This is a genomic window from uncultured Aggregatibacter sp. (genome assembly GCF_938046485.1).
Taxonomy (GTDB): domain Bacteria; phylum Pseudomonadota; class Gammaproteobacteria; order Enterobacterales; family Pasteurellaceae; genus Aggregatibacter.
Window position 1 is genome coordinate 1 of record NZ_CALIWN010000079.1, and the last position, 21,130, is coordinate 21,130.

The window sequence follows — 21,130 nt, forward strand, 5'->3', positions numbered from 1 at the left end:
ATTTCGTGCAACAAGTTGCACGCTACGATTCACTAAAAAATAGGCAAGATTGCCAGTTTTCACAAGCTCCTTTAGCACGAATAATTAACCTCGATGTGTAATTCATGATTTCATGCGTAGCGTTCATCTTGATGCACGACCAAATCACGCACAGAACGTTATTTAACCTTTTTGGGCATTCACGATTTCGTGCAACAAGTTGCACGCTACGATTCACTAAAAAATAGGCAAGATTGCCAATTTTCACAAGCTCCTTGAGGAGCTTGTGAAGTAGAGGCGCTTAGCTTAATAGGGGAATTTAAAACCGCACGTTTTACGTGCGGATTGTTATTGATTGAGTAAACGTTGAAGTGATTGATAAATAATTTGCGCTTGTTCATTTGCCAGTGCTGATTTTTTTTCTTCTGAAATCACGACCGCACTTTGTTGTTTATTCAACGCGGCAAGTTGCATTTGATAGCTGCCTTTGCCTAGATTAGGTAATGCTTGCGAGCTAATTTGCTGCCAGGCTTTTTGCGATAATGGTTTGTAATAAAGCTCTCGAATTCCGCGAGCGCTCATGTCTTTTTTGATTTCAAACCCAAGTTTTGGGAGTGTCTCGCCTAATTTTTCCCATGCAGCATCAAACGCTGCGGACAGAATGAGTGCAGTTCTGCCATTGGTATCCGTTGCGATATGCGAGGCGATAGGCGCAGTGGTAGATGCACTCAGATCCTGTTGTTGTTTTTGGTAGGCTGCATTTAATTCGCCGATAAGTTGATTTAGGCGATCAGAGGCATACCGTTGTTTATCCGTAATGGAAGGCGTGTAAATGGTCTCATTGCGTTTCATTTGCAAAACAGAAACCATCAACGCTGCGGCTTGTTCCGTATCGACTTCTTCAATTTGATAGCGAATTTGCGTGTTTTTCAAATCATCGCTTCGCCCGGTGGAAGCCCAATCAGTGAGCAGTTTTCCATTATCTCGTGTGTATTGGATATTTTGCTCTTTGAGTAGGCGTTCAATTTGTTTTAAATTGTAAATCTTTTGCTGATCCGACGTATAGGCAATAAGCGCGCGTTCGCCATCAAATCGTGTAATGGAATCATGAATGATGGCTAAGGGAATAGACGGTGGGCGAATATCGACCTTATCATCTTTGTTCACTTTAATCTGTGGCAATTGATATTCTGTGCTGGCAGTCGGTAACTTAACACCGCCGCTGGCAAGCGGATTAAGGCGAGGTAAGTCCACATTGGATTTTTGGTAGGTATCTCCAGCTTGTTGTTTGCTTTCATTGCTTGCAGAGCAGGCGGTTAGCGTAGAAATCACGGCAACCGTTAATAGCCATTTTTTCATAAATTATCCTTGATTATGACAACTGAAAAGTTAAACGTCTGTTTTGGACAGATAAATCATAAAGGCGTTCAAGGCCTGATGACGGCCTTGAGCGTATATTTTAGCGTAATCCGGCAAAGTTTAATGCATCTAGCACAACAGGTTGGGCGGATTCACTGAGTAGGGTAAGTGGCAAACGCAATGTTGGATCGGCAATCAGACCCAGTTTATAGCATGCCCATTTCACCGGAATTGGGTTGGATTCAATAAATAAGTTTTTGTGTAACGGCATTAAACGTTGGTTAACGGTTTCCGCTTCGCTAAAGTGACCTTGGCGGGCTAAGCGACACATTTCAGCCATGGCTTTGGGGGCAACGTTAGAGGTAACGGAAATAACCCCTTCTGCCCCTAATTTCATGGCTTCTAAACAGGAAGCGTCATCGCCACTAAAGACGAAGAAATCTTTTCCGGCAAGTTGTTTAATCTTTTGCACGCGGCTAATGTCGCCGGTTGCTTCTTTGATGCCAATGATATTCGGAATCGCAGATAATCGCCCCACGGTTTCAGGGAGCAAGTCGCTGCCGGTTCTGCCGGGAACGTTATAAAGAATTTGAGGAATATCCGTGCATTCAGCAATGGCTTTGAAATGTTGATACATACCTTCTTGCGTTGGTTTATTGTAGTAAGGCACGACAGATAAACACCCCACGATGCCACTGTTATTTAATAATTTCGTCATGGTCACAGCTTCGCTGGTAGCGTTGGCACCGGTGCCTGCAATAACCGGAATTCGGCCGGCAGCAAATTCAACGGTTTTTAAGATCACTTTAACATTTTCTTCAATGCTTAATGTCGCTGACTCGCCGGTGGTTCCTACAGAAACGATAGCATCCGTACCGGCTTGAACGTGATATTCAACCAGTTGTTTTAAGTTTTCAAAATCCACTTCGCCATGATTATTCATTGGTGTGACCAAGGCAACGATACTGCCTTGTAGTAAAGGCGCATTTGACATAAAAGCCTCCGATTATTGTTATTCTATTATGCTAATTAAGTATGAAAGATGAGGGCTGCTTGCTAAGGTTCGCTTAAGATCGCTAAAATAGCCATAATTTGCAAGCAATTTTTTTATTTTTTAGAGGAGTTAACCCCGGTGTTAAAGCAATTAAACAGAGGTGATGATGCACCATTATTTACATTATTAAATCAAAATGGTGAGCCGGTTTCTTTAGCGCAATTTCGTGGAAAGAAAGTGCTAGTTTATTTTTATCCGAAAGCCTTAACGCCCGGATGTACAACACAAGCTTGCGGCTTACGTGATAGCAAAGCCGAATTGGATAAATTTAATCTTATTATTTTAGGCATCAGTCCGGATAAGCCACAGAAATTAGCGCAATTTGCCGATAAAAAAGCGTTAAATTTCATGCTATTATCAGATGAAACCCACGAAGTCGCCGAACAATTCGGTGTGTGGGGAGAAAAGAAATTTATGGGACGCACATTTGATGGCATTCATCGCGTCAGTTTTTTAATTGATGAGCAGGGAAAAATTGAACAGGTTTTTGATAAATTCAAAACAACGGATCATCACGACGTGATACTACATTACCTGACTTCGCATGAGTAATAAAATCAAACCATCATTATTAGACTTAACATCAGATTTTGTTTAGACTTGTAACAATTTTTTGACAAACGGAGAAAACAATGTCGTTAAATGGTTCGGATCAAGATCCTTGGAGCAAACCAAAGCAAAACGGGCAATCATCGGAGAATAACACGTCCGACCAAAATGAAGGCCGCTCGAATTGGGATCGTTCTTCCAATTCACAAAAAGACAATCAACAATCCCCACCGGATTTAGAGGATATTTTCAATAATTTATTGAAAAAATTAAGCGGCAAGAGCGGTGCAAATAATACGAATTCATCAAACGCCTTTTCCGGGGGCGTTGGTAAGCTGTTGCCGATTGCCATTGCGGCAGGTGTCATTTTATGGGGAGCTAGCGGTTTTTATACGGTCAAAGAAGCTGAACGTGGGGTTGTCTTGCGTTTAGGGCATTTTCATTCCATTGAACAACCTGGCTTAAACTGGAAACCGACGTTTATTGATCGCGTCATTCCGGTGAACGTGGAACGAGTATTGGAATTAAAAACCCAAGGCGCCATGCTGACGCAAGATGAAAATATGGTCAAAGTCGAAATGACCGTGCAGTATCGTATTCAAGATCCGGCGAAATATTTATTTAGTGCCGTCAACGCCAATGATAGCTTGAATCAAGCGACAGACAGCGCATTGCGTTACGTAATTGGGCACATGACGATGAACGATATTTTAACGACCGGTCGTTCAGTGGTGCGTGAAAATACTTGGAAGGCATTAAATCAGATCATTGAGCCATATAACATGGGATTAGAAGTGATTGATGTGAACTTCCAGTCTGCCCGTCCGCCGGAAGAAGTAAAAGATGCCTTTGACGATGCGATTAAAGCCCAAGAAGACGAGCAGCGTTACATTCGTGAAGCAGAAGCCTATGCTCGTGAGAAAGAGCCGATTGCGCGTGGTAATGCTCAGCGTATTTTGGAAGAGGCGACTGCGTATAAAGATCGTGTCGTCTTAGATGCTAAAGGGGAAGTTGAGCGTTTCCAACCGCTTTTAGCGGAATTTAAAGCGGCACCGGAAGTTTTCCGCGAGCGCTTGTATATTCAATCCATGGAAAAAGTGATGGCGAATACGCCGAAAGTGATGCTAGATAGCGGTAGCGGCAATAATTTAACCGTACTACCGTTGGAGCAATTATTGAAAGGAAAAGTCTCTAACGTTCCTTCAAATAGTCAGAGTGCGAATGAAATACATGAGACACAACAAAGTGCGGTCAATTCCAGCAATGTTTCTCGTCCACACGAACAAACAACAACGCTCAGACCGGTGGAATCAAGAGGAGATAATGGCCGTCAAGGGAGAACTTACTAATGCGTAAATTTGTATTACCGATCATTTTTATTATGATTGCTTTGGTGTATTCCAGCATTGTGGTTGTCACCGAAGGCACGCGAGGCATTATGTTACGCTTTGGCAAAGTACAACGCGATGCCGACAACAAAGTGGCTATTTATACGCCGGGGTTACATTTTAAGATCCCATTTATTGACAACATTAAGGTGCTTGATGCGCGCCTGCAAACCTTAGACGGACAAGCAGATCGCTTTGTGACCGTAGAGAAAAAAGACTTGTTGGTGGATTCCTATGTAAAATGGCGTATTAATGACTTCGGTCGTTTCTTCACCTCTACCGGTGGTGGCGACTATGCACAAGCCGCGAATTTACTGCGTCGTAAAGTCAATGACCGGTTGCGTTCTGAAATTGGTTCACGCACGATCAAAGACATTGTCTCCGGCACACGAGGCGAACTCATGGAAGGGGCGAAAAAGGCGTTAAATAGCGGACAAGACAGCACAGCCGAGCTAGGCATTGAAGTGCTTGATGTGCGAATTAAGCAAATTAACTTGCCGGATGAAGTCTCTTCTTCCATTTATCAACGGATGCGTGCAGAACGTGATGCAGTTGCTCGTGAACACCGTTCGCAAGGTAAAGAAAAAGCCGCATTTATTCAAGCAGACGTGGATCGTAAAGTGACGTTGATTATCGCCAATGCAGAAAAAACTGCCCAAGAATTACGCGGGGAAGGGGATGCCACTGCCGCGAAGATCTTTGCGGAGGCGTTTGGTAGCGAACCGGAATTTTATAGTTTCATTCGTAGCCTTAAAGCCTATGAAAGCAGCTTTGCTAATTCCGATAACTTGTTAATTCTTAAACCGGACAGTGATTTCTTCCGTTTTATGCAATCGCCAAGTAAATAATCAAACATAAAATCGCCGCCCAACATTGTGCAGATACCTCCAAAAATAAAGGGCGGCTTACGTAAATAATAAAAAAGTGCGGTGAGATTTTTGAAAATTTTTCAGAATCTCACCGCACTTTTATTATAGTCAGCCAAAGTCTGACTATAAAAACCATACGCGATGCGTATGGAGTCCTCCCTCGTAGCGTGCAACTTGTTGCACGAATGATTAACCTCGATACGTAATTCACGATTTCATGCGTAGCGTGCATCTTGATGCACGACCAAACCACGCACGGTACGTTATTTAACCCTTTCAGGCATTCATGATTTCGTGCAACAAGTTGCACGCTACGATTTACTAAAATAGTGATATGAATAAAATCCTCGCTGTTTTTTAACCGCACTTTGGCTTTTCTTACTGCCGATAAATGAATTCTATGCTAGAATCCGCACGCAATTTTTTATTACGACAATGTAGGAAAGTATATGAACATTTTAGAGGGGCAGATTGCTGCACCAAATGCAAAAATCGCTGTGGTTATTGGGCGTTTTAACAGCTTTATTAATGAAAGCCTTTTGGAAGGCGCATTGGATGCGTTGAAACGCATCGGTCAAGTAAAAGATGAAAATATTACGTTGGTTCGCGTGCCGGGCGCGTATGAATTGCCATTAGTTGCCCGTCGATTAGCGGAAAGCAAAAAATTTGATGCCATCGTTGCATTAGGCACGGTGATTCGTGGTGGCACAGCACACTTTGAATATGTGGCAGGCGAAGCCAGCAGTGGTTTAGGCAAAGTGGCGATGGAATCTGACATTCCGGTGGCATTTGGCGTATTGACGACAGAAAACATTGAACAAGCCATTGAACGTGCCGGTACAAAAGCCGGTAATAAAGGCGCAGAGGCCGCATTGGTTGCGTTAGAAATGGTGAATCTTTTAAATCAAATTCAGGCGGTGTAACTTACGATGACCGAACAAGTGAAAAAAATTTCTCCTCGTCGCCGTGCCCGTGAATGTGCCGTACAAGCCCTATATTCTTGGGCAATTTCGCAGAACTCACCGGAAATCATCGAACTTAACTTCATGACCGAACAAGACATGAAGGGCGTAGATACCCCGTATTTCCGTAAATTATTTCGCCAAACCGTAGAGAATGTAGAGGCGGTGGAACGTACCATGCAAGGCTATTTGGATCGTAGTTTAGCGGAATTAGATCCGGTTGAGAAAGCCGTTTTGCGTTTAGCGGTGTATGAGCTGCAATTTGAGGTGGATGTGCCGTATAAAGTGGTAATCAACGAGGCGATTGAAGTTGCCAAAGTGTTCGGTGCAGACGAAAGTCATAAATACATTAATGGTGTATTGGATAAAATTGCACCACTCGTACGACGTTAATTTTCATTGAGACAGGGAGGCGCAATGAGAGAAGGGGAGTTTGATATTATTCAACGTTATTTTACTGCCTCTAAGCGTGCGCCTCGCAAAGATGTCCTCCTTTCGGTCGGTGATGATTGTGCCGTTACCGAACTGAATCGAAATCAACACCTCGCCATTACAACAGACACGATGGTTGAAGGCGTGCATTTTTTACCGAGTATCCGACCTGCGGATTTGGCTTATAAAGCCGTGGCGAGTAATTTGAGTGATCTTGCGGCGATGGGCGCAGAACCGGCTTGGATGTCCTTAGCCTTGACGATACCCAATATCGATCATGCATGGTTGACGGAATTTAGTGAGAGTTTTTTTTCGATTCTCGATCACTATAACGTGGATCTCATTGGCGGAGATACGACCAAAGGCCCGTTAAGCATTACCATTACCGCGCAAGGCATTATTGCGAAAGATAAAGCACTGTGTCGCCACAATGCCAATGTTGGCGATTGGATCTATGTATCCGGCACCTTGGGCGATAGTGCAGGCGGATTGTCTTATTTATTGCAAGGTAAAAGTGCGGTGAATGCTGCACAAGAATTTCTGATTCATCGTCATCTGCGTCCAACGCCGAGAGTGTTGCTGGGCATGGCGCTTTCTTTAACACGCTTAGCCAGTTCAGCGATTGATATTTCTGATGGTTGTGTGGCGGATTTGACGCACATTTTAGAACGTAGCCAATGTGGTGCGGTAATTGAGTTAGATAAATTGCCGCTATCGGCTGAATTAGTCAGTGAATTTGGTTTGGCACAGGCGGAACAATATGCTTTGAGTGGCGGCGAAGATTACGAACTTTGTTTTACTGTGCCGGATAGCAACAAAGCCAAATTAGCTAAGGCATTGGCGCATATTGGCGTGAACTATACTTGCATTGGACAAATTCGTGCGATTCACCCTAAAAATAAAAATCGCATTCAATTCCAACGCCATGGTCAACGGGTAGAAGTCGAATTCGCTGGCGGTTTCGATCATTTTAAATAGGTCTTTAATTATGACTGCACCACAAAATCCCCTTGAACGGGTGACATTGCGTAATCCTATTCATTTTCTCGCATTGGGTTTCGGCTCCGGTTTATTGCATCCGGCGCCCGGTACTTGGGGCAGTCTGGTGGGCGTGATCGTTGGCGCATTATTATTGCCTTGGCTTGGTTCAAAAACGTTTTTTATCTTGACCGCACTTTGTTTCTTTCTCGGCATTTGGTTATGTGAACGCACCAGCCACGACATGGGCGTACACGATCATGGCAGCATTGTGTGGGATGAAATTGTCGCCGTTTTCTTGGTGTTGTTAGCCGTGCCGCACGTGTCCTTATTTTGGTGCACCATTGCGTTTGTGACCTTCCGCCTGTTTGATATTTTAAAACCTTATCCGATTCGCTATTTTGATGAGAAACTCACCAATGGCTTCGGCATTATGGTGGATGATATTTTGGCGGCAGGTTATAGCATTCTCGTCATTCTTGCCTTAGCGCATTTTATCTAGCCACATCATGTTACATTTAATGTTCGTCCATTTAGTGGGATTACTTTCGCCCGGCCCTGATTTCTTTTATGTCAGCCGAGCTGCGGCAATACATTCCCGGCGAACGGCAATTTATGGTGTGATTGGCATTACGATTGGTGTCACCATTTGGGCGACGGCTGCAGTGTTAGGTTTAGCGATTGTGTTTAAAACGATACCAGCGTTGCAGGGCATTGTCATGGCATTGGGCGGTAGCTATTTGTTTTATCTGGGTGTGAAAATGGCTCGAGTCACAACCAATGCGGTATTTGATGAAACCAATTTGGTACAAAACACGGCGTCTAAAAATGAAATCATCAAAGGTTTGTTGGTGAATTTATCCAATGCCAAAGTGGTGATTTATTTCAGTAGCGTGATGTCTTTTGTCCTCGTCAACATCACTGAAACGCGGCAAATGTTGACCGCACTTTTGATTATCACGATAGAAACCTTTGTTTATTTCTATGTGATTTCCCTCTTATTTTCGCGTCCCTTTGCAAAACGTTTCTATAGCCGATATAGTCGCTATATAGACAACGCGTCAGGCGTGATTTTTATTCTGTTCGGCGCCTATTTAATTTACAGTGGTGCGTTGAATATCATGAGTTAGTTTAAATCGGAGAAGATTATGGCTTTAAGAATTGCAATCGTAGGCGCAGGCGGACGCATGGGGCGCCAGTTGATTCAAGCAGTACAGAACGCAGAAGGCGTGGTATTAGGTGCGGCATTTGAGCGTAAAGGTTCCTCATTGGTGGGGGCAGATGCCGGTGAGTTGGCGGGTATTGGTCTCTTAGGCATTCAGGTGGGCGATGATTTAAATGCCGTCAAAGAACAATTTGATGTGCTTATTGATTTCACCCGTCCGGAAGGCACCTTAGAACATTTGGCGTTTTGTGTGGCGAATCAGAAAAACATCGTTATCGGCACAACAGGTTTTGATGACGCGGGCAAAGCCGCGATTAAAGCTGCTTCGGAGCATATTGGTGTTGTGTTTGCCTCTAACTTCAGCGTGGGCGTGAATCTGGTGTTCAAATTATTGGAAAAAGCCGCCAAAGTGATGGGCGATTATTGCGACATCGAAATCATTGAAGCACACCATCGTCATAAAGTGGACGCACCGTCCGGCACTGCACTTTCCATGGGCGAGCACATCGCTAAAACGCTAGGACGTGATTTGAAAACCCACGGCGTATTTTGCCGTGATGGCATTATCGGTGAGCGCAAACGAGATGAAATCGGTTTTTCAACGATCCGCGCTTCTGATGTAGTTGGCGAACATAGCGTTTGGTTTGCCGACATCGGAGAACGCGTTGAAATTGCTCACAAAGCTTCCAGCCGTATGACCTTTGCGAACGGCGCCGTGCGTGCGGCGAAATGGCTTGAAGGAAAAGACCAAGGCTTGTTTGATATGACGGATGTGTTGGACTTAAATAATTTATAAGCTAAGAAAAAAAACGCATAATTGAACCGCACTTTGAGAATTTTGAGAGAATGGCTTCACTTGAAAGAAGGGCTTAAAGTGCGGTCGTTTTCCTCGGCGTTTTTACTGCGCCATCTTTTTCGCCGTCTTCAAAAATCCTTGAGCTGAATTGTAAATTTCCGCTTTGCCTTGGGCATTGAGAATCAGATCGGACATTTCACGGAAGGCGCCTTTGCCACCGCCTAAGCCTAAGGTGTAATCGGCGCAGTTTTTGACGTATTCAGGGGCATCGGCAACCGCGAAGGAAAGTCCACACACAGCAAAGGCAGGGAGATCAACGCTGTCATCGCCAATGTAAGCCGTTTGCTCCGGTGCAACACCGGCTTGGCGGCATAATCCAAAACAGGCGCTTTCTTTTTCCAGTTTGCCTAAAAAAGCGAGTTTAATGCCTAAATCGGCAATGCGTTTGCGCAAAATTGCCGAATCACGTCCGGATAACACGGCGACTTGAATGCCGGCTTCCATCAACATCCGAATACCTAAACCATCGCGCACATGGAAACTTTTGAGCGCTTCGCCGTTAGCATCGTAGTGCAGTAAACCGTCTGTTAATACGCCATCCACGTCGGTGATAACGAATTTCACCTGTTTTAATTTTTCTTGTAATTCTGTTGTCATTAGCTTGAGAACTCCACTAATCCCACCACATTTTGCGCATCATCCACCACAACCAAAGAATGAATTTTGTGCGCTTTCATATAATTTTCCGCTTCAGACAAATAGGTATCCTGATGAATGGTTTTTGGATGAGAGGTCATCAATTCCTGTGCGGTTTTGCTTAGTGTGTTGGCACCGTTGGCCGTTAATGCACGACGAATATCACCATCGGTGATGATGCCACGTAATTGCTGTTGCTCCATCACCAACGCTACGCCCATACGACCTTCGTTCATAATGGTTAAGCAATCAGTGAATGAGGTATTCAACGTAGCGATCGGTAAGCGGGTTTGCATTTGATCTTTGACACGACATAACAAACGGCGACCTAAGCTGCCACCCGGATGGAATTTTGCAAAATCTTCCGGTTGGAAATCGCGGGCACGAATTAAACAAACAGCCAATGCATCACCTAATGCCATGGTCACAACCACGGAAGTGGTCGGGGCAAGATTATTCGGGCAGACTTCTCGTTCTACGCTAATGTCCAACACATAATCTGCATGGCGCGCTAACGTAGAATTTTTATTAGAAGTGAGCGCAATGATTTTGTTGCCGAAGTTTTTTAGGCTTGGAATGAGTTTGTTGACATCATCAGTTTCGCCGCTGTAGGAAATGAGCATCACCACATCAATGGGTTTCAGCATACCTAAATCGCCGTGAAAGGCTTCCGTAGGATGCAGGAAAAAACTCGGTGTGCCGGTGGAGGCAAAGGTAGCGACCATTTTTTTGCCCACTAAACCGGATTTTCCGATACCACCGATCACTAAGCGTCCTTTGCAATTTAGAATTAAATCGACGACCTGTGTGAAAGTGTCGTCTAATTTTTCGCTGAGTTGACCGAGGGCTTTTTCTTCAACGCCCAGTGTTTCTCGGGCAATTTGTAAATAATCCATTGAAGTTTCCTTATTGGCACAAAAGTGCGGTGTTTTTTTAGGCCTGTTTTTGTGGCGTTCATTTTAGCCCAACTTTTTACTTAACACTATATTTCACCTTGAATTTAAGCTATACTGCGCGCCTGAGTTGGTCAGGCAATCGCCGGTCTATTGAAGCCTCTAACATCGCGAAAGCGTAAACTGGGGGACAAGTAGGCGGGAGGAAAGTCCGGGCTACACAGGGCAGAGTGCCGGATAACGTCCGGGAGGCGAGAGCCTACGACAAGTGCAGCAGAGAGCAAACCGCCGATGGCCCGCAAGGGATCAGGTAAGGGTGAAAGGGTGCGGTAAGAGCGCACCGTGCCGCCGGTAACGGTTGGTAGCAGGGTAAACTCCACTCGTAGCAAGACCAAATAGGAATCCAATGAATGGCCCGTTCAGGATTCGGGTAGGTTGCTTGAGCGTATGTGTAAATATGCGCCTAGATGAATGATTGTCCATGACAGAACCCGGCTTATCGACCAACTCCCTTTTTCTTTTCAAAAAACATCGTCAAAATCCACCGCACTTTTCTCTTTTTCCAATAAAACAACATTTTTTCTCATTGAATTCATTGGCATACTTGATTTTCCTTTTTTTGTCGCCATTATAGCCAAGCGTGTTTTTATTACTGTTTCATTTAGGAGTTTTTCATCGATGATGCGCATTTTACTTTTCCTTGCCACCAACATGGCAGTATTGTTGGTTTTTAACATCATTTTATCGTTAACCGGCATTCAATCTCGTGATGCGAGCGGTTTAATGCTGTTTGCCGCATTATTTGGTTTTGCGGGTTCTATTATTTCTCTATTGATGTCCAAGACCATGGCAATTCGTTCTGTGGGTGCTGAAGTGATTCAACAACCGCGCAATGAAACAGAACGTTGGTTATTGGACACTGTATATTCACAAGCGGATCGTGCAGGTTTACCGCGCCCGGAAGTCGCGATTTACCATTCTGCGGATGTGAATGCGTTTGCCACCGGCGCAAGCAAAAACAATTCATTAGTGGCGGTGAGTACCGGATTGTTAAATAAAATGACCCGTGGCGAAGCCGAAGCAGTCTTAGCGCACGAAGTGAGCCACATTAAAAACGGCGATATGGTGACCATGGCGTTATTGCAAGGTGTGCTGAATACTTTCGTGATTTTCTTATCACGTATCATTGCAAACGTGGTGGCGAACTCCCGCAATCAGGGCAGTGAAAGTTCGAGCAATTCCGGGATCTATTTCTTAGTTTCGATGGTGCTTGAAATCGTATTTGGTTTCTTGGCAAGCATGATCGCCATGTGGTTCTCCCGCCAACGCGAATTCAGAGCAGATGCGGGTTCAGCGAATTTAGTGGGTAAGCAAAAAATGATTGATGCGCTAAAACGCTTACAAAACTTGCATGAGCCGGAAGAGCTGGAAGGTTCCACCTTGGCAGCATTTGCCATTAACGGTAAACGTGGTGGCGGCTTAACAGAATTGTTCTTAAGCCACCCGCCGTTGGAAAAACGGATTGAAGCATTGCAACAATTACCTTAAGTAAAATTTATCTTTAATAAATAGAGGCTTTTTTAAGCCTCTATTTTTTTATCCAAAGAAAATGGCTGAAAAGTTTCAGTCGAAAGGCAAACGGAAGAATAAAGTGCGGTCATTTTTCTCGATAAATCTTCGTTTTATTACAGAATAATTTCCGCGGTCATAGATAAATTGCGTGATTTTCTAAACAGTTAGTATTATTATTGACAAAATTTTAGATAAATTAATCATCACAGAGGATATTTATGCAGCATCTTAAAGAGCTTGTGGATAAAGCAAGACATGCCATAGACAACATTGAAGATAAAAGCCTTGCAGCGCTTGATGAAATTCGCGTGGAATATTTTGGTAAGAAGGGTCATTTTACCCAATTAATGCAAGAATTGCGCAATGTGGCGGCGGAAGAACGTCCGGCAATGGGCGCGAAAATTAACGAAGCTAAACAAGCGGCATTAGATTTCTTAAATGCGAAAAAAGCAGAATGGGAACAAGCTCTATTAAATGCACAATTAGAAAATGAACGTATTGATGTGAGTTTACCGGGACGCAAAGTGGAAATGGGCTGTTTACATCCGGTTTCTATTACCATTGAGCGCGTGACCAAATTCTTCTCTGAACTCGGGTTTTCTGTGGAATCCGGCCCTGAAATCGAAAGCGATTATTACAATTTTGATGCCTTAAATATTCCTAAACATCACCCGGCGCGTGCCGATCACGATACGTTCTGGTTTAATCCTGAATTATTGTTAAGAACGCAAACTTCCGGTGTGCAAATTCGCACCATGCAAAAACAACAACCGCCAATTCGCATTATGGCGCCGGGGCGCGTGTATCGTAACGATTACGACCAAACCCACACGCCAATGTTCCATCAAATCGAATTATTGTATGTGGATAAACACGCCAATTTCACTGAATTAAAAGGCTTACTGCACGATTTCTTACGCGCTTTCTTTGAAGAAGACTTGCAAGTGCGTTTCCGTCCGTCTTACTTCCCATTCACCGAACCTTCTGCCGAAGTGGATGTCATGGGTAAAAACGGTAAATGGTTAGAAGTGTTGGGTTGCGGCATGGTACACCCAAATGTTTTACGCAATGTTGGTATTGACCCAAATGAATACTCTGGCTTCGCAGTGGGCATGGGGGTAGAGCGTTTAACCATGTTACGCTACAACGTCACAGATTTACGTTCATTCTTCGAGAATGATTTACGCTTTTTGAAACAGTTTAAATAATTTTGAGTGAGAGATAAGTATGAAATTTAGTGAACAATGGGTACGCGAATGGGTTAATCCGGCGATTTCTACGGAACAACTTTGCGAACAAATTACCATGTTAGGCTTGGAAGTTGACGGAGTGGAAAAAGTGGCCGGTGATTTCACGGGTGTTGTGGTGGGCGAAGTGGTGGAATGCGCTCAACATCCTGATGCCGATAAATTACGCGTAACCAAAGTGAATGTGGGCGGCGAGCGTTTGTTAGACATCGTGTGTGGTGCACCGAATTGCCGTCAAGGATTAAAAGTCGCTTGTGCCGTAGAGGGCGCTGAATTACCGGGCGATTTCAAAATCAAGAAAACCAAATTACGCGGACAACCTTCCGAAGGCATGCTTTGCTCATTCAGCGAATTGGGTATTGAATCTGATGCCAATGGCATTATCGAATTGCCACAAGATGCGCCTATCGGTACCAATCTACGCGATTATTTAACATTAGACGACAGCGCTATCGAAATCAGCTTAACGCCAAACCGTGCGGACTGTTTAAGCATAGCCGGTGTGGCGCGTGAATTGGCTGTGGTGAATAAACTTCACGAAAATCCACCGCACTTTGATGTGGTTAAACCGACCATCGCCGATAAAGTACAAATTGATGTTCAAGCTGCCGAAGCCTGCCCGCGTTATTTATTACGTGTGATTAAGAATGTCAACGTTAAAGCGCAATCACCAATGTGGTTACAAGAAAAATTGCGCCGTTGCGATATTCGTTCTATCGATCCCATTGTGGATGTCACGAACTATATTTTGCTTGAACTCGGTCAACCAATGCATGCTTTTGATATGGCAAAAGTGGCACAACCGGTACAAGTTCGTATGGCGAAAGAAAATGAAGAGCTTGTATTGTTAGATGGCACTACAGCGAAACTTCAACCGAACACTTTAGTGATTGCGGACCAAAATGGTGCATTGGCAATGGCGGGGATCTTCGGTGGTGAAGCCAGTGGTGTGAATGTAGAAAACACAAAAGATGTGATTTTAGAAGCAGCATTTTTTGCGCCATTAGCGATTACCGGTCGCGCACGTCAATATGGTTTGCATACAGATTCTTCTCATCGTTTTGAGCGTGGTGTGGATTTCGAATTGCCACGCAAAGCAATGGAAAGAGCGACCGCACTTTTATTAGAGATTTGCGGTGGTGAAGCCGGTGAAATTTGTGAAGTGACGAATGAAGCCCATTTACCAAAACGTCAACAAGTCACATTACAACGTCACAAATTAGATGCGTTACTTGGGCATCATATTGAAACAGAAACGGTAACCGATATCTTACAACGCCTTGGTTTACAGGTTTCTTACGCCAACGACAGTTGGACGGCGGTTGCGCCATCTTGGCGTTTTGATATTGAAATCGAAGAAGATTTAATTGAAGAAGTGGCGCGTATTTATGGTTATAACAGCATTCCAAATAATGCACCGTTAGCGCATTTGCGCATGCGTGAGCATAGCGAATCGGATATTGAATTATCGCGAATCAAAGCAGCATTAGTAAGTTGCGATTTTTATGAAGCCATTACTTATAGCTTTGTCGATCCGAAAATTCAAAGTTTGTTACATCCGGAAATTAAGCCGCTTATTCTACCGAACCCAATTTCTGTTGAAATGTCCGCGATGCGCGTTTCGCTATTAACCGGATTGTTAGGTGCAGTAAGTTATAACCAAAATCGTCAACAAAATCGTGTGCGTTTGTTTGAATTTGGTTTACGTTTTATACCGGATGAAAAAGCCGAATTCGGTATACGCCAAGAACAAGTTTTTGCAGCAGTAATGACCGGTTCGAAAGCAAATGAACACTGGAGCGAAAAAGCAGCACCTGCCGACTTCTATGATTTAAAAGGTTATATTGAAAACTTACTTTCATTAAGTTCTGCTGGAAATCGCGCAAAATTTGTAGCAAAATCATACACAGCGTTACATCCGGGACAATCTGCTGCGATTATGCTAGACGGTGAAGAAATTGGTTTTATCGGTCAACTTCATCCGATGATTGCACAAAAAATTGGTATCAATGGCAAGGCATTTGTGTGTGAAATTTCCATTGCGCCTATTTCTCGTCGTGATATTGCGAAAGCAAAAGAAATTTCCCGCTTCCCGGCGAACCGTCGTGATTTAGCTCTTGTGGTTGCAGATAGTGTTGCGGCAGACGATGTATTAGACGCTTGTCGTGTTGCAGGCGGTGATAAATTAACGCAAGTAAATTTATTTGACGTTTACCAAGGTAGTGGCGTCGCAGAAGGTCATAAGAGCTTAGCGATAAGCCTCGTAATTCAAGACAATGAAAAAACCCTTGAAGAAGATGAAATTAACGCAGTAATTTCAGCGGTATTATCTGAGTTAAAACAACGTTTTAATGCTTACTTGAGAGATTAAACTATGACATTAACTAAAGTAGAACTCGCCGAGAATCTGATTGAGAAATTTCATTTCAGCAAACGCGAAGCCAAGGATTTGGTCGAAAGTTTCTTTGAAGAAATTCGCGTTGCGTTAGAAACAGGGAATGATGTGAAATTATCCGGATTTGGTAATTTTGAGTTGCGCGATAAAGCCTCTCGCCCGGGACGGAATCCAAAAACCGGTGAAAGCGTGCCGGTTTCTGCCCGCCGTGTTGTGGTATTTAAACCGGGACAAAAATTGCGCAATCGGGTCGAAAAAGTTAAACCGAAAGCCTAATCAATATAAGCTATCAATAATCCTCTTGTTGATAGCTTTTTAGTTTGAGATCACTCATCAATGCGTATTTTAAAATCTTTAGTGTTTTGCGGTTGCGTACTGGCGTTAAGTGCCTGTTCCGGCAGCGGCTATCAGTCTTCAAAGCTTAATTACAAAGGGCAAATTAACGATCCCATCATGGCGATTGCTTTATTAAGCGAACAACAACATGAATGGGCGGGAACGCCTTATGTGCTTGGTGGACGGGGGCGTAAGGGCGTGGATTGTTCCGGTTTTGTACAGACCACGTTTTTCGATCGCTTTGGCATAAAATTGCCTCGTCAAACTAAAGAGCAAGCCAATTATGGGCAATATATCGAAAAAGAAGATATTCAAACCGGAGATTTGGTTTTCTTTAAAACCGGGCGTGGGCCAAATGGCTATCATGTCGGCATTTATGTCAAAGAAGACAAATTCTTGCACGCCTCAACAAAAGGCGGAGTGGTTTATTCTTCCTTAAACAGTGATTACTGGCGAAAAACCTATTGGCAAGCGAGACGAATCTAAAATACCGCTTTTCTCACCAGCGCGAACAGATCAGGGCGAACAGCTCTTCGTCGTAAGACTCGCCATGTTTATATCACAAGAAAGTAGTACAACATGAAATTTATTATCAAATTATTTCCTGAAATTATGATTAAAAGCGAATCCGTGCGGAAACGGTTCGTGAAAATTCTGACCAGCAATATCCGTAATGTGTTGACAAAAAATGATGATACAGTCGCGGTAATAAAGCATTGGGATTACATCGAAGTGCGGTCGAAAATTGACGCAAATTTACCGATGCTTATCGAGCAATTACAACGCATTCCGGGCATTCACCATTTTCTGCAAGTGGAAGAGAAGCCCTTCGCGAACTTGCATGAGATTTTTGAGCAAACACTGTCAGACGTGGCATCCCAATTAGAAAATAAGACTTTTTGCGTACGTGTGAAACGTAAAGGCAAACATGAATTTAATTCACTGGAAGCCGAGCGTTACATCGGTGGCGGATTGAATCAACATATTGCCAGCGCCAAAGTGCAACTGAAAAATCCGGATGTGACGGTGCGTATTGAAATTGAAGACGACAAAATGATGTTGGTTCGCGCTCGTTATGAAGGTATCGGCGGTTATCCGATTGGCACGCAGGAAGATGTGTTGTCACTCATTTCCGGCGGGTTTGACTCCGGCGTGTCTAGTTATATGCTGTTACGCCGTGGTTCTCGTGTGCATTATTGCTTCTTTAATTTAGGCGGTGCGGCACACGAAATTGGCGTAAAACAAATGGCGTATCACATTTGGCAACGTTACGGCAGTTCCCACAAAGTGCGTTTCGTGGCGATCAATTTTGAAGGCGTGGTGGGTGAGATCCTGGAAAACGTGGATAACGGGCAAATGGGCGTGGTGCTTAAACGGATGATGGTGCGGGCGGCGTCCAAAATTGCGCAACGTTTTGACATTCAAGCGATTGTGACAGGGGAGGCGCTAGGACAGGTTTCCAGTCAAACCTTAACCAATTTGCGTTTAATTGATGAAGCTGCCGACGTGTTGGTATTACGCCCGTTAATTACACACGACAAAGAACAAATTATCGCCATGGCAAAACATATCGGCACCGATGATATTGCCAAATCCATGCCGGAATTTTGCGGTGTGATTTCCAAAAATCCGACAGTGAAAGCGATAAAAGCGAAAATTGAACAAGAAGAAGGCAATTTCAATTTTGCCGTGTTGGAAAGTGCGGTGGAAAATGCGCAATATTTAGATATTCGCCAAATTGCCGAGCAAACGGAGAAAGACGTCGTTTCCGTGAATGCCGTGTCTGTGTTGGGTGAAAATGATGTGATCATCGATATACGTAGCCCGGAAGAAATTGATGAAAACCCGTTGCACATTGAAAATCAAGCAATGATTTTGCTGCCATTCTATAAACTTTCCAGTCAATTTGCCGAGTTGGATCAAAGCAAGAATTATGTGCTGTATTGTGAGCGTGGCGTAATGAGCAAATTGCAGGCGCTGTATTTGAAAGAAAGTGGATTTAATAACGTGAGTGTGTTTAAAAAATCACGTTAAAATCGACCGCACTTTAAAGGATGGCGGGATACTGATGAGATATTATCATGCCTATCCCGTCGATAAATACAAAAAACGCTTGAGAATTATGTTAAAACCGCTTTTCTTCACTGCGCTTTTCTTTCCGACTTTGGTCATGGCGCAGTCTTATATTGTCTATGATTTTACCAATAACCGAATGCTGGAAACTCACCAACCAAACAGCGTGCAACCTATCGCCTCTGTGACAAAGTTGATGACCGCGATTGTCTTTCTAGAACATAATCGAAATGCGCGTTGCACAACGTCCATTACCGGTGAGGATATCGACCATATCAAAGGCACGCACACGACCTTACCCAAAGGCACTCCCATCGCCTGTCATGAATTATTAAAAGCCATGTTGGTGCATTCTGATAATTACGCCGCTCATGCATTATCCCGTTCAGCAGGTATGAGCCGTGTGCAATTTATTCAAAAAATGAATGAAAAGGCACGAACATTGGGTATGACATCCACTCATTTTAGCGACAGTTCCGGGTTATCTACCGGCAATGTGTCCAGCGCGTTGGATTTAGTCAAATTGGCTAAATATTCGCTGAATAAAGCCGAAATTAACTACCTTTCCAACCTTTCCTCAACCCATATCAACACGGGAAAGCGCCGTGTTTTTGTGAAAAATACCAACAAATTGGTGCGGGATGAAATATTCAGTGCGGCAGTGAATAAAACCGGTTACATCCGCGAATCAGGATACAATTTGGTATTCGTCAATAAAGTGCCTTGTAATCAAGCCATCATTGGTGTGATAAGCCTGAATAACGCCTCTTCCGCTTCGCGTTCTAATTTCACCAAGAATAAACTGGAAAAATACGGCTGCACCGCATTAAATAATAAAGTGCTCAGTGATTTTGTTGAGGATGTGCAATACGAAGAAGGCTATGATGAAGAAGGGATGGACGCTTTGATCAAAAAGGTGACGGAATAATCAGCATTGATCTGCTGAGTGGTGAAAACGTGGCTTTTTTTGACCGCACTTTCCATTTTCAAGCTGTTAGAAAAAGCAAATTCCTGTATAATTCCCGCAATTTTTTGTTGAAATTAACCTGTTGTGAGATCCCTCATGCTTGACACATCACAAACCATTCCTGAACTGGTCTCTTGGGCGAAAGAACGTGAATTTTCTTTAAATTTACCGACAGAACGATTGGCATTTCTATTGGCGATTGCCATCTATAATAATGAACGTTTTGACGGCGAAATGTTAGAAGCTGATTTAATTGATATTTTCCGACACATTTCGAATGCCTTTGACCAATCTCAAGAAACCATCACGGTTCGCGCGAATAACACCATTAATGAATTAGTTAAACAACGTTTTCTTAACCGTTTTAGCAGTGAATTTACCGAAGGATTGGCAATTTATCGCTTAACGCCGTTGGGTGTTGGTGTCTCTGATTATTACATTCGTCAACGTGAATTTTCTGCTTTACGTCTTTCTGTTCAACTTTCCATTGTGGCCGATGAAATTCAACGTGCGTCTGAGGCTGCCGAAGAAGATGGCGATGAGCATTATTGGCGTCGCAATGTGTTTGCGCCGTTGAAATATTCCGTTGCAGAAATTTTTGACAGCATTGATTTATCACAACGTGTAATGGATGAACATCAACAAAGCATTAAAGAAGATATCGCCGCCCTGTTAACCAAAGATTGGCAAGCGGCGATTTCCAGCTGTGAGCATTTATTGGATGAAACGTCCGGCAATTTACGGGAACTTCAAGACACCTTAAATGCTGCCGGTGATAAATTACAGGCGCAGTTATTGCGTATTCAAGATTGTGTGATCGGTCGCCAAGAATTGTATTTTATCGAACAATTAATCATTGATTTACAAGCCAAGCTAGACCGTATTATCAGTTGGGGACAACAAGCTATCGACTTGTGGATCGGCTACGACCGCCACGTGCATAAATTTATCCGTACCGCCATTGATATGGATAAAAATCGTGTCTTTTCCCAACGTTTACGCAATTCTATTCATCATTATTTCGACAACCCTTGGTTCTTGTGGACAGCGCAAGCAGAGCGTTTAGTTGATTTGCGCGATGAGGAATTAGCACTACGCGAAGAAGATGCCTTGGGCGAATTGCCGGAAGAACTGCAATTTGAATCTTTAGCCGATATTCGCGAAAAAATCGTCGAACACATGCAAGGCTTGTTAATTGATTACCGCGAACAAAATCTCCCGATTAATTTAAGTTTAGTGTTGAAGCAACAATTAGAAAATTATCCATTGGCACAACATTTTGATGTGGCGCGAATTATCGTGGATCAGGCTGTGCGTTTAGGCATTGCCGGCGATGACTTGGCAGGTATCTATCCACACTGGGCAGAAATTAACGATTACGGTGCCGAAGTTCAGGCGCATATTATTGATAAATATTAAA

At 43.6% G+C, this 21,130-nt stretch carries 22 protein-coding genes and 1 other RNA gene; 18 read left to right on the top strand and 5 right to left on the bottom strand.

Going from position 1 to position 21,130, the window contains the following annotated elements:
- Nucleotides 1–327: 327 nt before the first annotated feature.
- Both bamC and dapA read right to left on the bottom strand, forming a co-directional pair.
- Nucleotides 328–1,338, bottom strand: a complete 1,011-nt coding sequence (gene bamC, locus Q0203_RS09455; protein ID WP_297931884.1) for an outer membrane protein assembly factor BamC — start codon at nucleotides 1,336–1,338, stop codon at nucleotides 328–330.
- Between the two features lie 100 nt (nucleotides 1,339–1,438).
- Nucleotides 1,439–2,332: a 4-hydroxy-tetrahydrodipicolinate synthase gene (gene dapA / locus Q0203_RS09460; protein ID WP_297931886.1), complete on the bottom strand. Its 894-nt coding sequence runs from the start codon at nucleotides 2,330–2,332 to the stop codon at nucleotides 1,439–1,441.
- Nucleotides 2,333–2,470: 138 nt separating this feature from the next.
- Here dapA and bcp point away from each other — a divergent pair, with 138 nt between their 5' ends.
- From bcp to dapB, 9 genes are all read left to right on the top strand, one after another.
- Nucleotides 2,471–2,944 carry a thioredoxin-dependent thiol peroxidase gene (gene bcp, locus Q0203_RS09465; protein WP_297931888.1) on the top strand — a complete coding sequence of 158 codons (474 nt, stop codon included), beginning with the start codon at nucleotides 2,471–2,473 and terminating at the stop codon, nucleotides 2,942–2,944.
- Between the two features lie 80 nt (nucleotides 2,945–3,024).
- The gene (hflK, locus tag Q0203_RS09470) at nucleotides 3,025–4,290 is read left to right on the top strand and encodes an FtsH protease activity modulator HflK (RefSeq protein WP_297931889.1); all 1,266 of its coding nucleotides are present in this window, start codon (nucleotides 3,025–3,027) and stop codon (nucleotides 4,288–4,290) included.
- Complete coding sequence (gene hflC / locus Q0203_RS09475; protein WP_297931891.1) at nucleotides 4,290–5,177, top strand: protease modulator HflC; 888 nt, start codon at nucleotides 4,290–4,292, stop codon at nucleotides 5,175–5,177. Before hflK ends, hflC begins: the two co-directional genes overlap by 1 nt.
- A gap of 470 nt (nucleotides 5,178–5,647) precedes the next feature.
- Nucleotides 5,648–6,121: a 6,7-dimethyl-8-ribityllumazine synthase gene (ribE, locus tag Q0203_RS09480; protein ID WP_209362331.1), complete on the top strand. Its 474-nt coding sequence runs from the start codon at nucleotides 5,648–5,650 to the stop codon at nucleotides 6,119–6,121.
- A gap of 6 nt (nucleotides 6,122–6,127) precedes the next feature.
- Nucleotides 6,128–6,553 (top strand): transcription antitermination factor NusB, encoded by a 426-nt coding sequence (gene nusB / locus Q0203_RS09485; RefSeq protein ID WP_209362341.1) that lies wholly within the window; start codon nucleotides 6,128–6,130, stop codon nucleotides 6,551–6,553.
- A 24-nt stretch (nucleotides 6,554–6,577) separates the two neighbouring features.
- Nucleotides 6,578–7,570 (top strand): thiamine-phosphate kinase, encoded by a 993-nt coding sequence (gene thiL, locus Q0203_RS09490; protein WP_297931894.1) that lies wholly within the window; start codon nucleotides 6,578–6,580, stop codon nucleotides 7,568–7,570.
- Between the two features lie 10 nt (nucleotides 7,571–7,580).
- Nucleotides 7,581–8,072 carry a phosphatidylglycerophosphatase A gene (locus Q0203_RS09495; protein WP_297931895.1) on the top strand — a complete coding sequence of 164 codons (492 nt, stop codon included), beginning with the start codon at nucleotides 7,581–7,583 and terminating at the stop codon, nucleotides 8,070–8,072.
- A gap of 7 nt (nucleotides 8,073–8,079) precedes the next feature.
- Complete coding sequence (locus Q0203_RS09500; protein ID WP_297931896.1) at nucleotides 8,080–8,700, top strand: LysE family transporter; 621 nt, start codon at nucleotides 8,080–8,082, stop codon at nucleotides 8,698–8,700.
- Nucleotides 8,701–8,718: 18 nt separating this feature from the next.
- Complete coding sequence (gene dapB, locus Q0203_RS09505) at nucleotides 8,719–9,531, top strand: 4-hydroxy-tetrahydrodipicolinate reductase (RefSeq protein ID WP_297931899.1); 813 nt, start codon at nucleotides 8,719–8,721, stop codon at nucleotides 9,529–9,531.
- A 102-nt stretch (nucleotides 9,532–9,633) separates the two neighbouring features.
- Here dapB and Q0203_RS09510 read toward each other — a convergent pair whose 3' ends face one another.
- Both Q0203_RS09510 and Q0203_RS09515 read right to left on the bottom strand, forming a co-directional pair.
- The gene (locus tag Q0203_RS09510; protein WP_297931901.1) at nucleotides 9,634–10,188 is read right to left on the bottom strand and encodes an HAD family hydrolase; all 555 of its coding nucleotides are present in this window, start codon (nucleotides 10,186–10,188) and stop codon (nucleotides 9,634–9,636) included.
- Nucleotides 10,188–11,123: a KpsF/GutQ family sugar isomerase gene (locus Q0203_RS09515; RefSeq protein WP_297931903.1), complete on the bottom strand. Its 936-nt coding sequence runs from the start codon at nucleotides 11,121–11,123 to the stop codon at nucleotides 10,188–10,190. The genes Q0203_RS09510 and Q0203_RS09515 overlap by 1 nt, the downstream gene beginning before the upstream one ends.
- Before the next feature lie 123 nt (nucleotides 11,124–11,246).
- Between Q0203_RS09515 and rnpB the strand changes: the two genes are divergently transcribed.
- Nucleotides 11,247–11,635, top strand: an RNA gene (gene rnpB / locus Q0203_RS09520) — RNase P RNA component class A.
- Nucleotides 11,636–11,641: 6 nt separating this feature from the next.
- On the opposite strand, the gene Q0203_RS09525 is transcribed toward rnpB, so the two are convergent.
- Nucleotides 11,642–11,809, bottom strand: a complete 168-nt coding sequence (locus Q0203_RS09525) for a hypothetical protein (RefSeq protein WP_297931905.1) — start codon at nucleotides 11,807–11,809, stop codon at nucleotides 11,642–11,644.
- On the opposite strand from Q0203_RS09525, the gene htpX reads away from it, so the two are divergent.
- From htpX to mukF, 8 genes are all read left to right on the top strand, one after another.
- Complete coding sequence (gene htpX / locus Q0203_RS09530; protein ID WP_297931908.1) at nucleotides 11,799–12,668, top strand: protease HtpX; 870 nt, start codon at nucleotides 11,799–11,801, stop codon at nucleotides 12,666–12,668. The two genes, Q0203_RS09525 and htpX, sit on opposite strands and share 11 nt — an antisense overlap.
- Nucleotides 12,669–12,910: 242 nt before the next feature.
- A complete protein-coding gene (gene pheS / locus Q0203_RS09535; protein ID WP_212509625.1) occupies nucleotides 12,911–13,900 on the top strand; it encodes a phenylalanine--tRNA ligase subunit alpha in 990 nt (329 codons plus the stop codon).
- Nucleotides 13,901–13,919: 19 nt separating this feature from the next.
- Nucleotides 13,920–16,310 carry a phenylalanine--tRNA ligase subunit beta gene (gene pheT, locus Q0203_RS09540; protein WP_297931912.1) on the top strand — a complete coding sequence of 797 codons (2,391 nt, stop codon included), beginning with the start codon at nucleotides 13,920–13,922 and terminating at the stop codon, nucleotides 16,308–16,310.
- Between the two features lie 3 nt (nucleotides 16,311–16,313).
- Nucleotides 16,314–16,610: an integration host factor subunit alpha gene (locus Q0203_RS09545; protein WP_021616246.1), complete on the top strand. Its 297-nt coding sequence runs from the start codon at nucleotides 16,314–16,316 to the stop codon at nucleotides 16,608–16,610.
- A gap of 60 nt (nucleotides 16,611–16,670) precedes the next feature.
- Nucleotides 16,671–17,156: an NlpC/P60 family protein gene (locus Q0203_RS09550; protein ID WP_021616245.1), complete on the top strand. Its 486-nt coding sequence runs from the start codon at nucleotides 16,671–16,673 to the stop codon at nucleotides 17,154–17,156.
- 93 nt (nucleotides 17,157–17,249) lie between these two features.
- The gene (thiI, locus tag Q0203_RS09555) at nucleotides 17,250–18,704 is read left to right on the top strand and encodes a tRNA uracil 4-sulfurtransferase ThiI (protein WP_297931916.1); all 1,455 of its coding nucleotides are present in this window, start codon (nucleotides 17,250–17,252) and stop codon (nucleotides 18,702–18,704) included.
- Between the two features lie 88 nt (nucleotides 18,705–18,792).
- Nucleotides 18,793–19,671 (top strand): serine hydrolase, encoded by an 879-nt coding sequence (locus Q0203_RS09560; RefSeq protein WP_297931936.1) that lies wholly within the window; start codon nucleotides 18,793–18,795, stop codon nucleotides 19,669–19,671.
- Between the two features lie 135 nt (nucleotides 19,672–19,806).
- Entirely contained in the window at nucleotides 19,807–21,129 is a 1,323-nt protein-coding gene (gene mukF, locus Q0203_RS09565; protein WP_297931918.1) for a chromosome partition protein MukF, read from the top strand.
- Nucleotide 21,130: the final 1 nt, after the last annotated feature.

Bases quoted from the DNA above. Each gene is read 5' to 3' on its own strand.
- bamC (WP_297931884.1), bottom strand. From the start codon at position 1,338: ATGAAAAAATGGCTATTAACGGTTGCCGTGATTTCTACGCTAACCGCC.
- dapA (WP_297931886.1), bottom strand. From the start codon at position 2,332: ATGTCAAATGCGCCTTTACTACAAGGCAGTATCGTTGCCTTGGTCACA.
- hflK (WP_297931889.1), top strand. From the start codon at position 3,025: ATGTCGTTAAATGGTTCGGATCAAGATCCTTGGAGCAAACCAAAGCAA.
- hflC (WP_297931891.1), top strand. From the start codon at position 4,290: ATGCGTAAATTTGTATTACCGATCATTTTTATTATGATTGCTTTGGTG.
- ribE (WP_209362331.1), top strand. From the start codon at position 5,648: ATGAACATTTTAGAGGGGCAGATTGCTGCACCAAATGCAAAAATCGCT.
- nusB (WP_209362341.1), top strand. From the start codon at position 6,128: ATGACCGAACAAGTGAAAAAAATTTCTCCTCGTCGCCGTGCCCGTGAA.
- thiL (WP_297931894.1), top strand. From the start codon at position 6,578: ATGAGAGAAGGGGAGTTTGATATTATTCAACGTTATTTTACTGCCTCT.
- Q0203_RS09495 (WP_297931895.1), top strand. From the start codon at position 7,581: ATGACTGCACCACAAAATCCCCTTGAACGGGTGACATTGCGTAATCCT.
- Q0203_RS09500 (WP_297931896.1), top strand. From the start codon at position 8,080: ATGTTACATTTAATGTTCGTCCATTTAGTGGGATTACTTTCGCCCGGC.
- dapB (WP_297931899.1), top strand. From the start codon at position 8,719: ATGGCTTTAAGAATTGCAATCGTAGGCGCAGGCGGACGCATGGGGCGC.
- Q0203_RS09510 (WP_297931901.1), bottom strand. From the start codon at position 10,188: ATGACAACAGAATTACAAGAAAAATTAAAACAGGTGAAATTCGTTATC.
- Q0203_RS09515 (WP_297931903.1), bottom strand. From the start codon at position 11,123: ATGGATTATTTACAAATTGCCCGAGAAACACTGGGCGTTGAAGAAAAA.
- htpX (WP_297931908.1), top strand. From the start codon at position 11,799: ATGATGCGCATTTTACTTTTCCTTGCCACCAACATGGCAGTATTGTTG.
- Q0203_RS09525 (WP_297931905.1), bottom strand. From the start codon at position 11,809: ATGCGCATCATCGATGAAAAACTCCTAAATGAAACAGTAATAAAAACA.
- pheS (WP_212509625.1), top strand. From the start codon at position 12,911: ATGCAGCATCTTAAAGAGCTTGTGGATAAAGCAAGACATGCCATAGAC.
- pheT (WP_297931912.1), top strand. From the start codon at position 13,920: ATGAAATTTAGTGAACAATGGGTACGCGAATGGGTTAATCCGGCGATT.
- Q0203_RS09545 (WP_021616246.1), top strand. From the start codon at position 16,314: ATGACATTAACTAAAGTAGAACTCGCCGAGAATCTGATTGAGAAATTT.
- Q0203_RS09550 (WP_021616245.1), top strand. From the start codon at position 16,671: ATGCGTATTTTAAAATCTTTAGTGTTTTGCGGTTGCGTACTGGCGTTA.
- thiI (WP_297931916.1), top strand. From the start codon at position 17,250: ATGAAATTTATTATCAAATTATTTCCTGAAATTATGATTAAAAGCGAA.
- Q0203_RS09560 (WP_297931936.1), top strand. From the start codon at position 18,793: ATGTTAAAACCGCTTTTCTTCACTGCGCTTTTCTTTCCGACTTTGGTC.
- mukF (WP_297931918.1), top strand. From the start codon at position 19,807: ATGCTTGACACATCACAAACCATTCCTGAACTGGTCTCTTGGGCGAAA.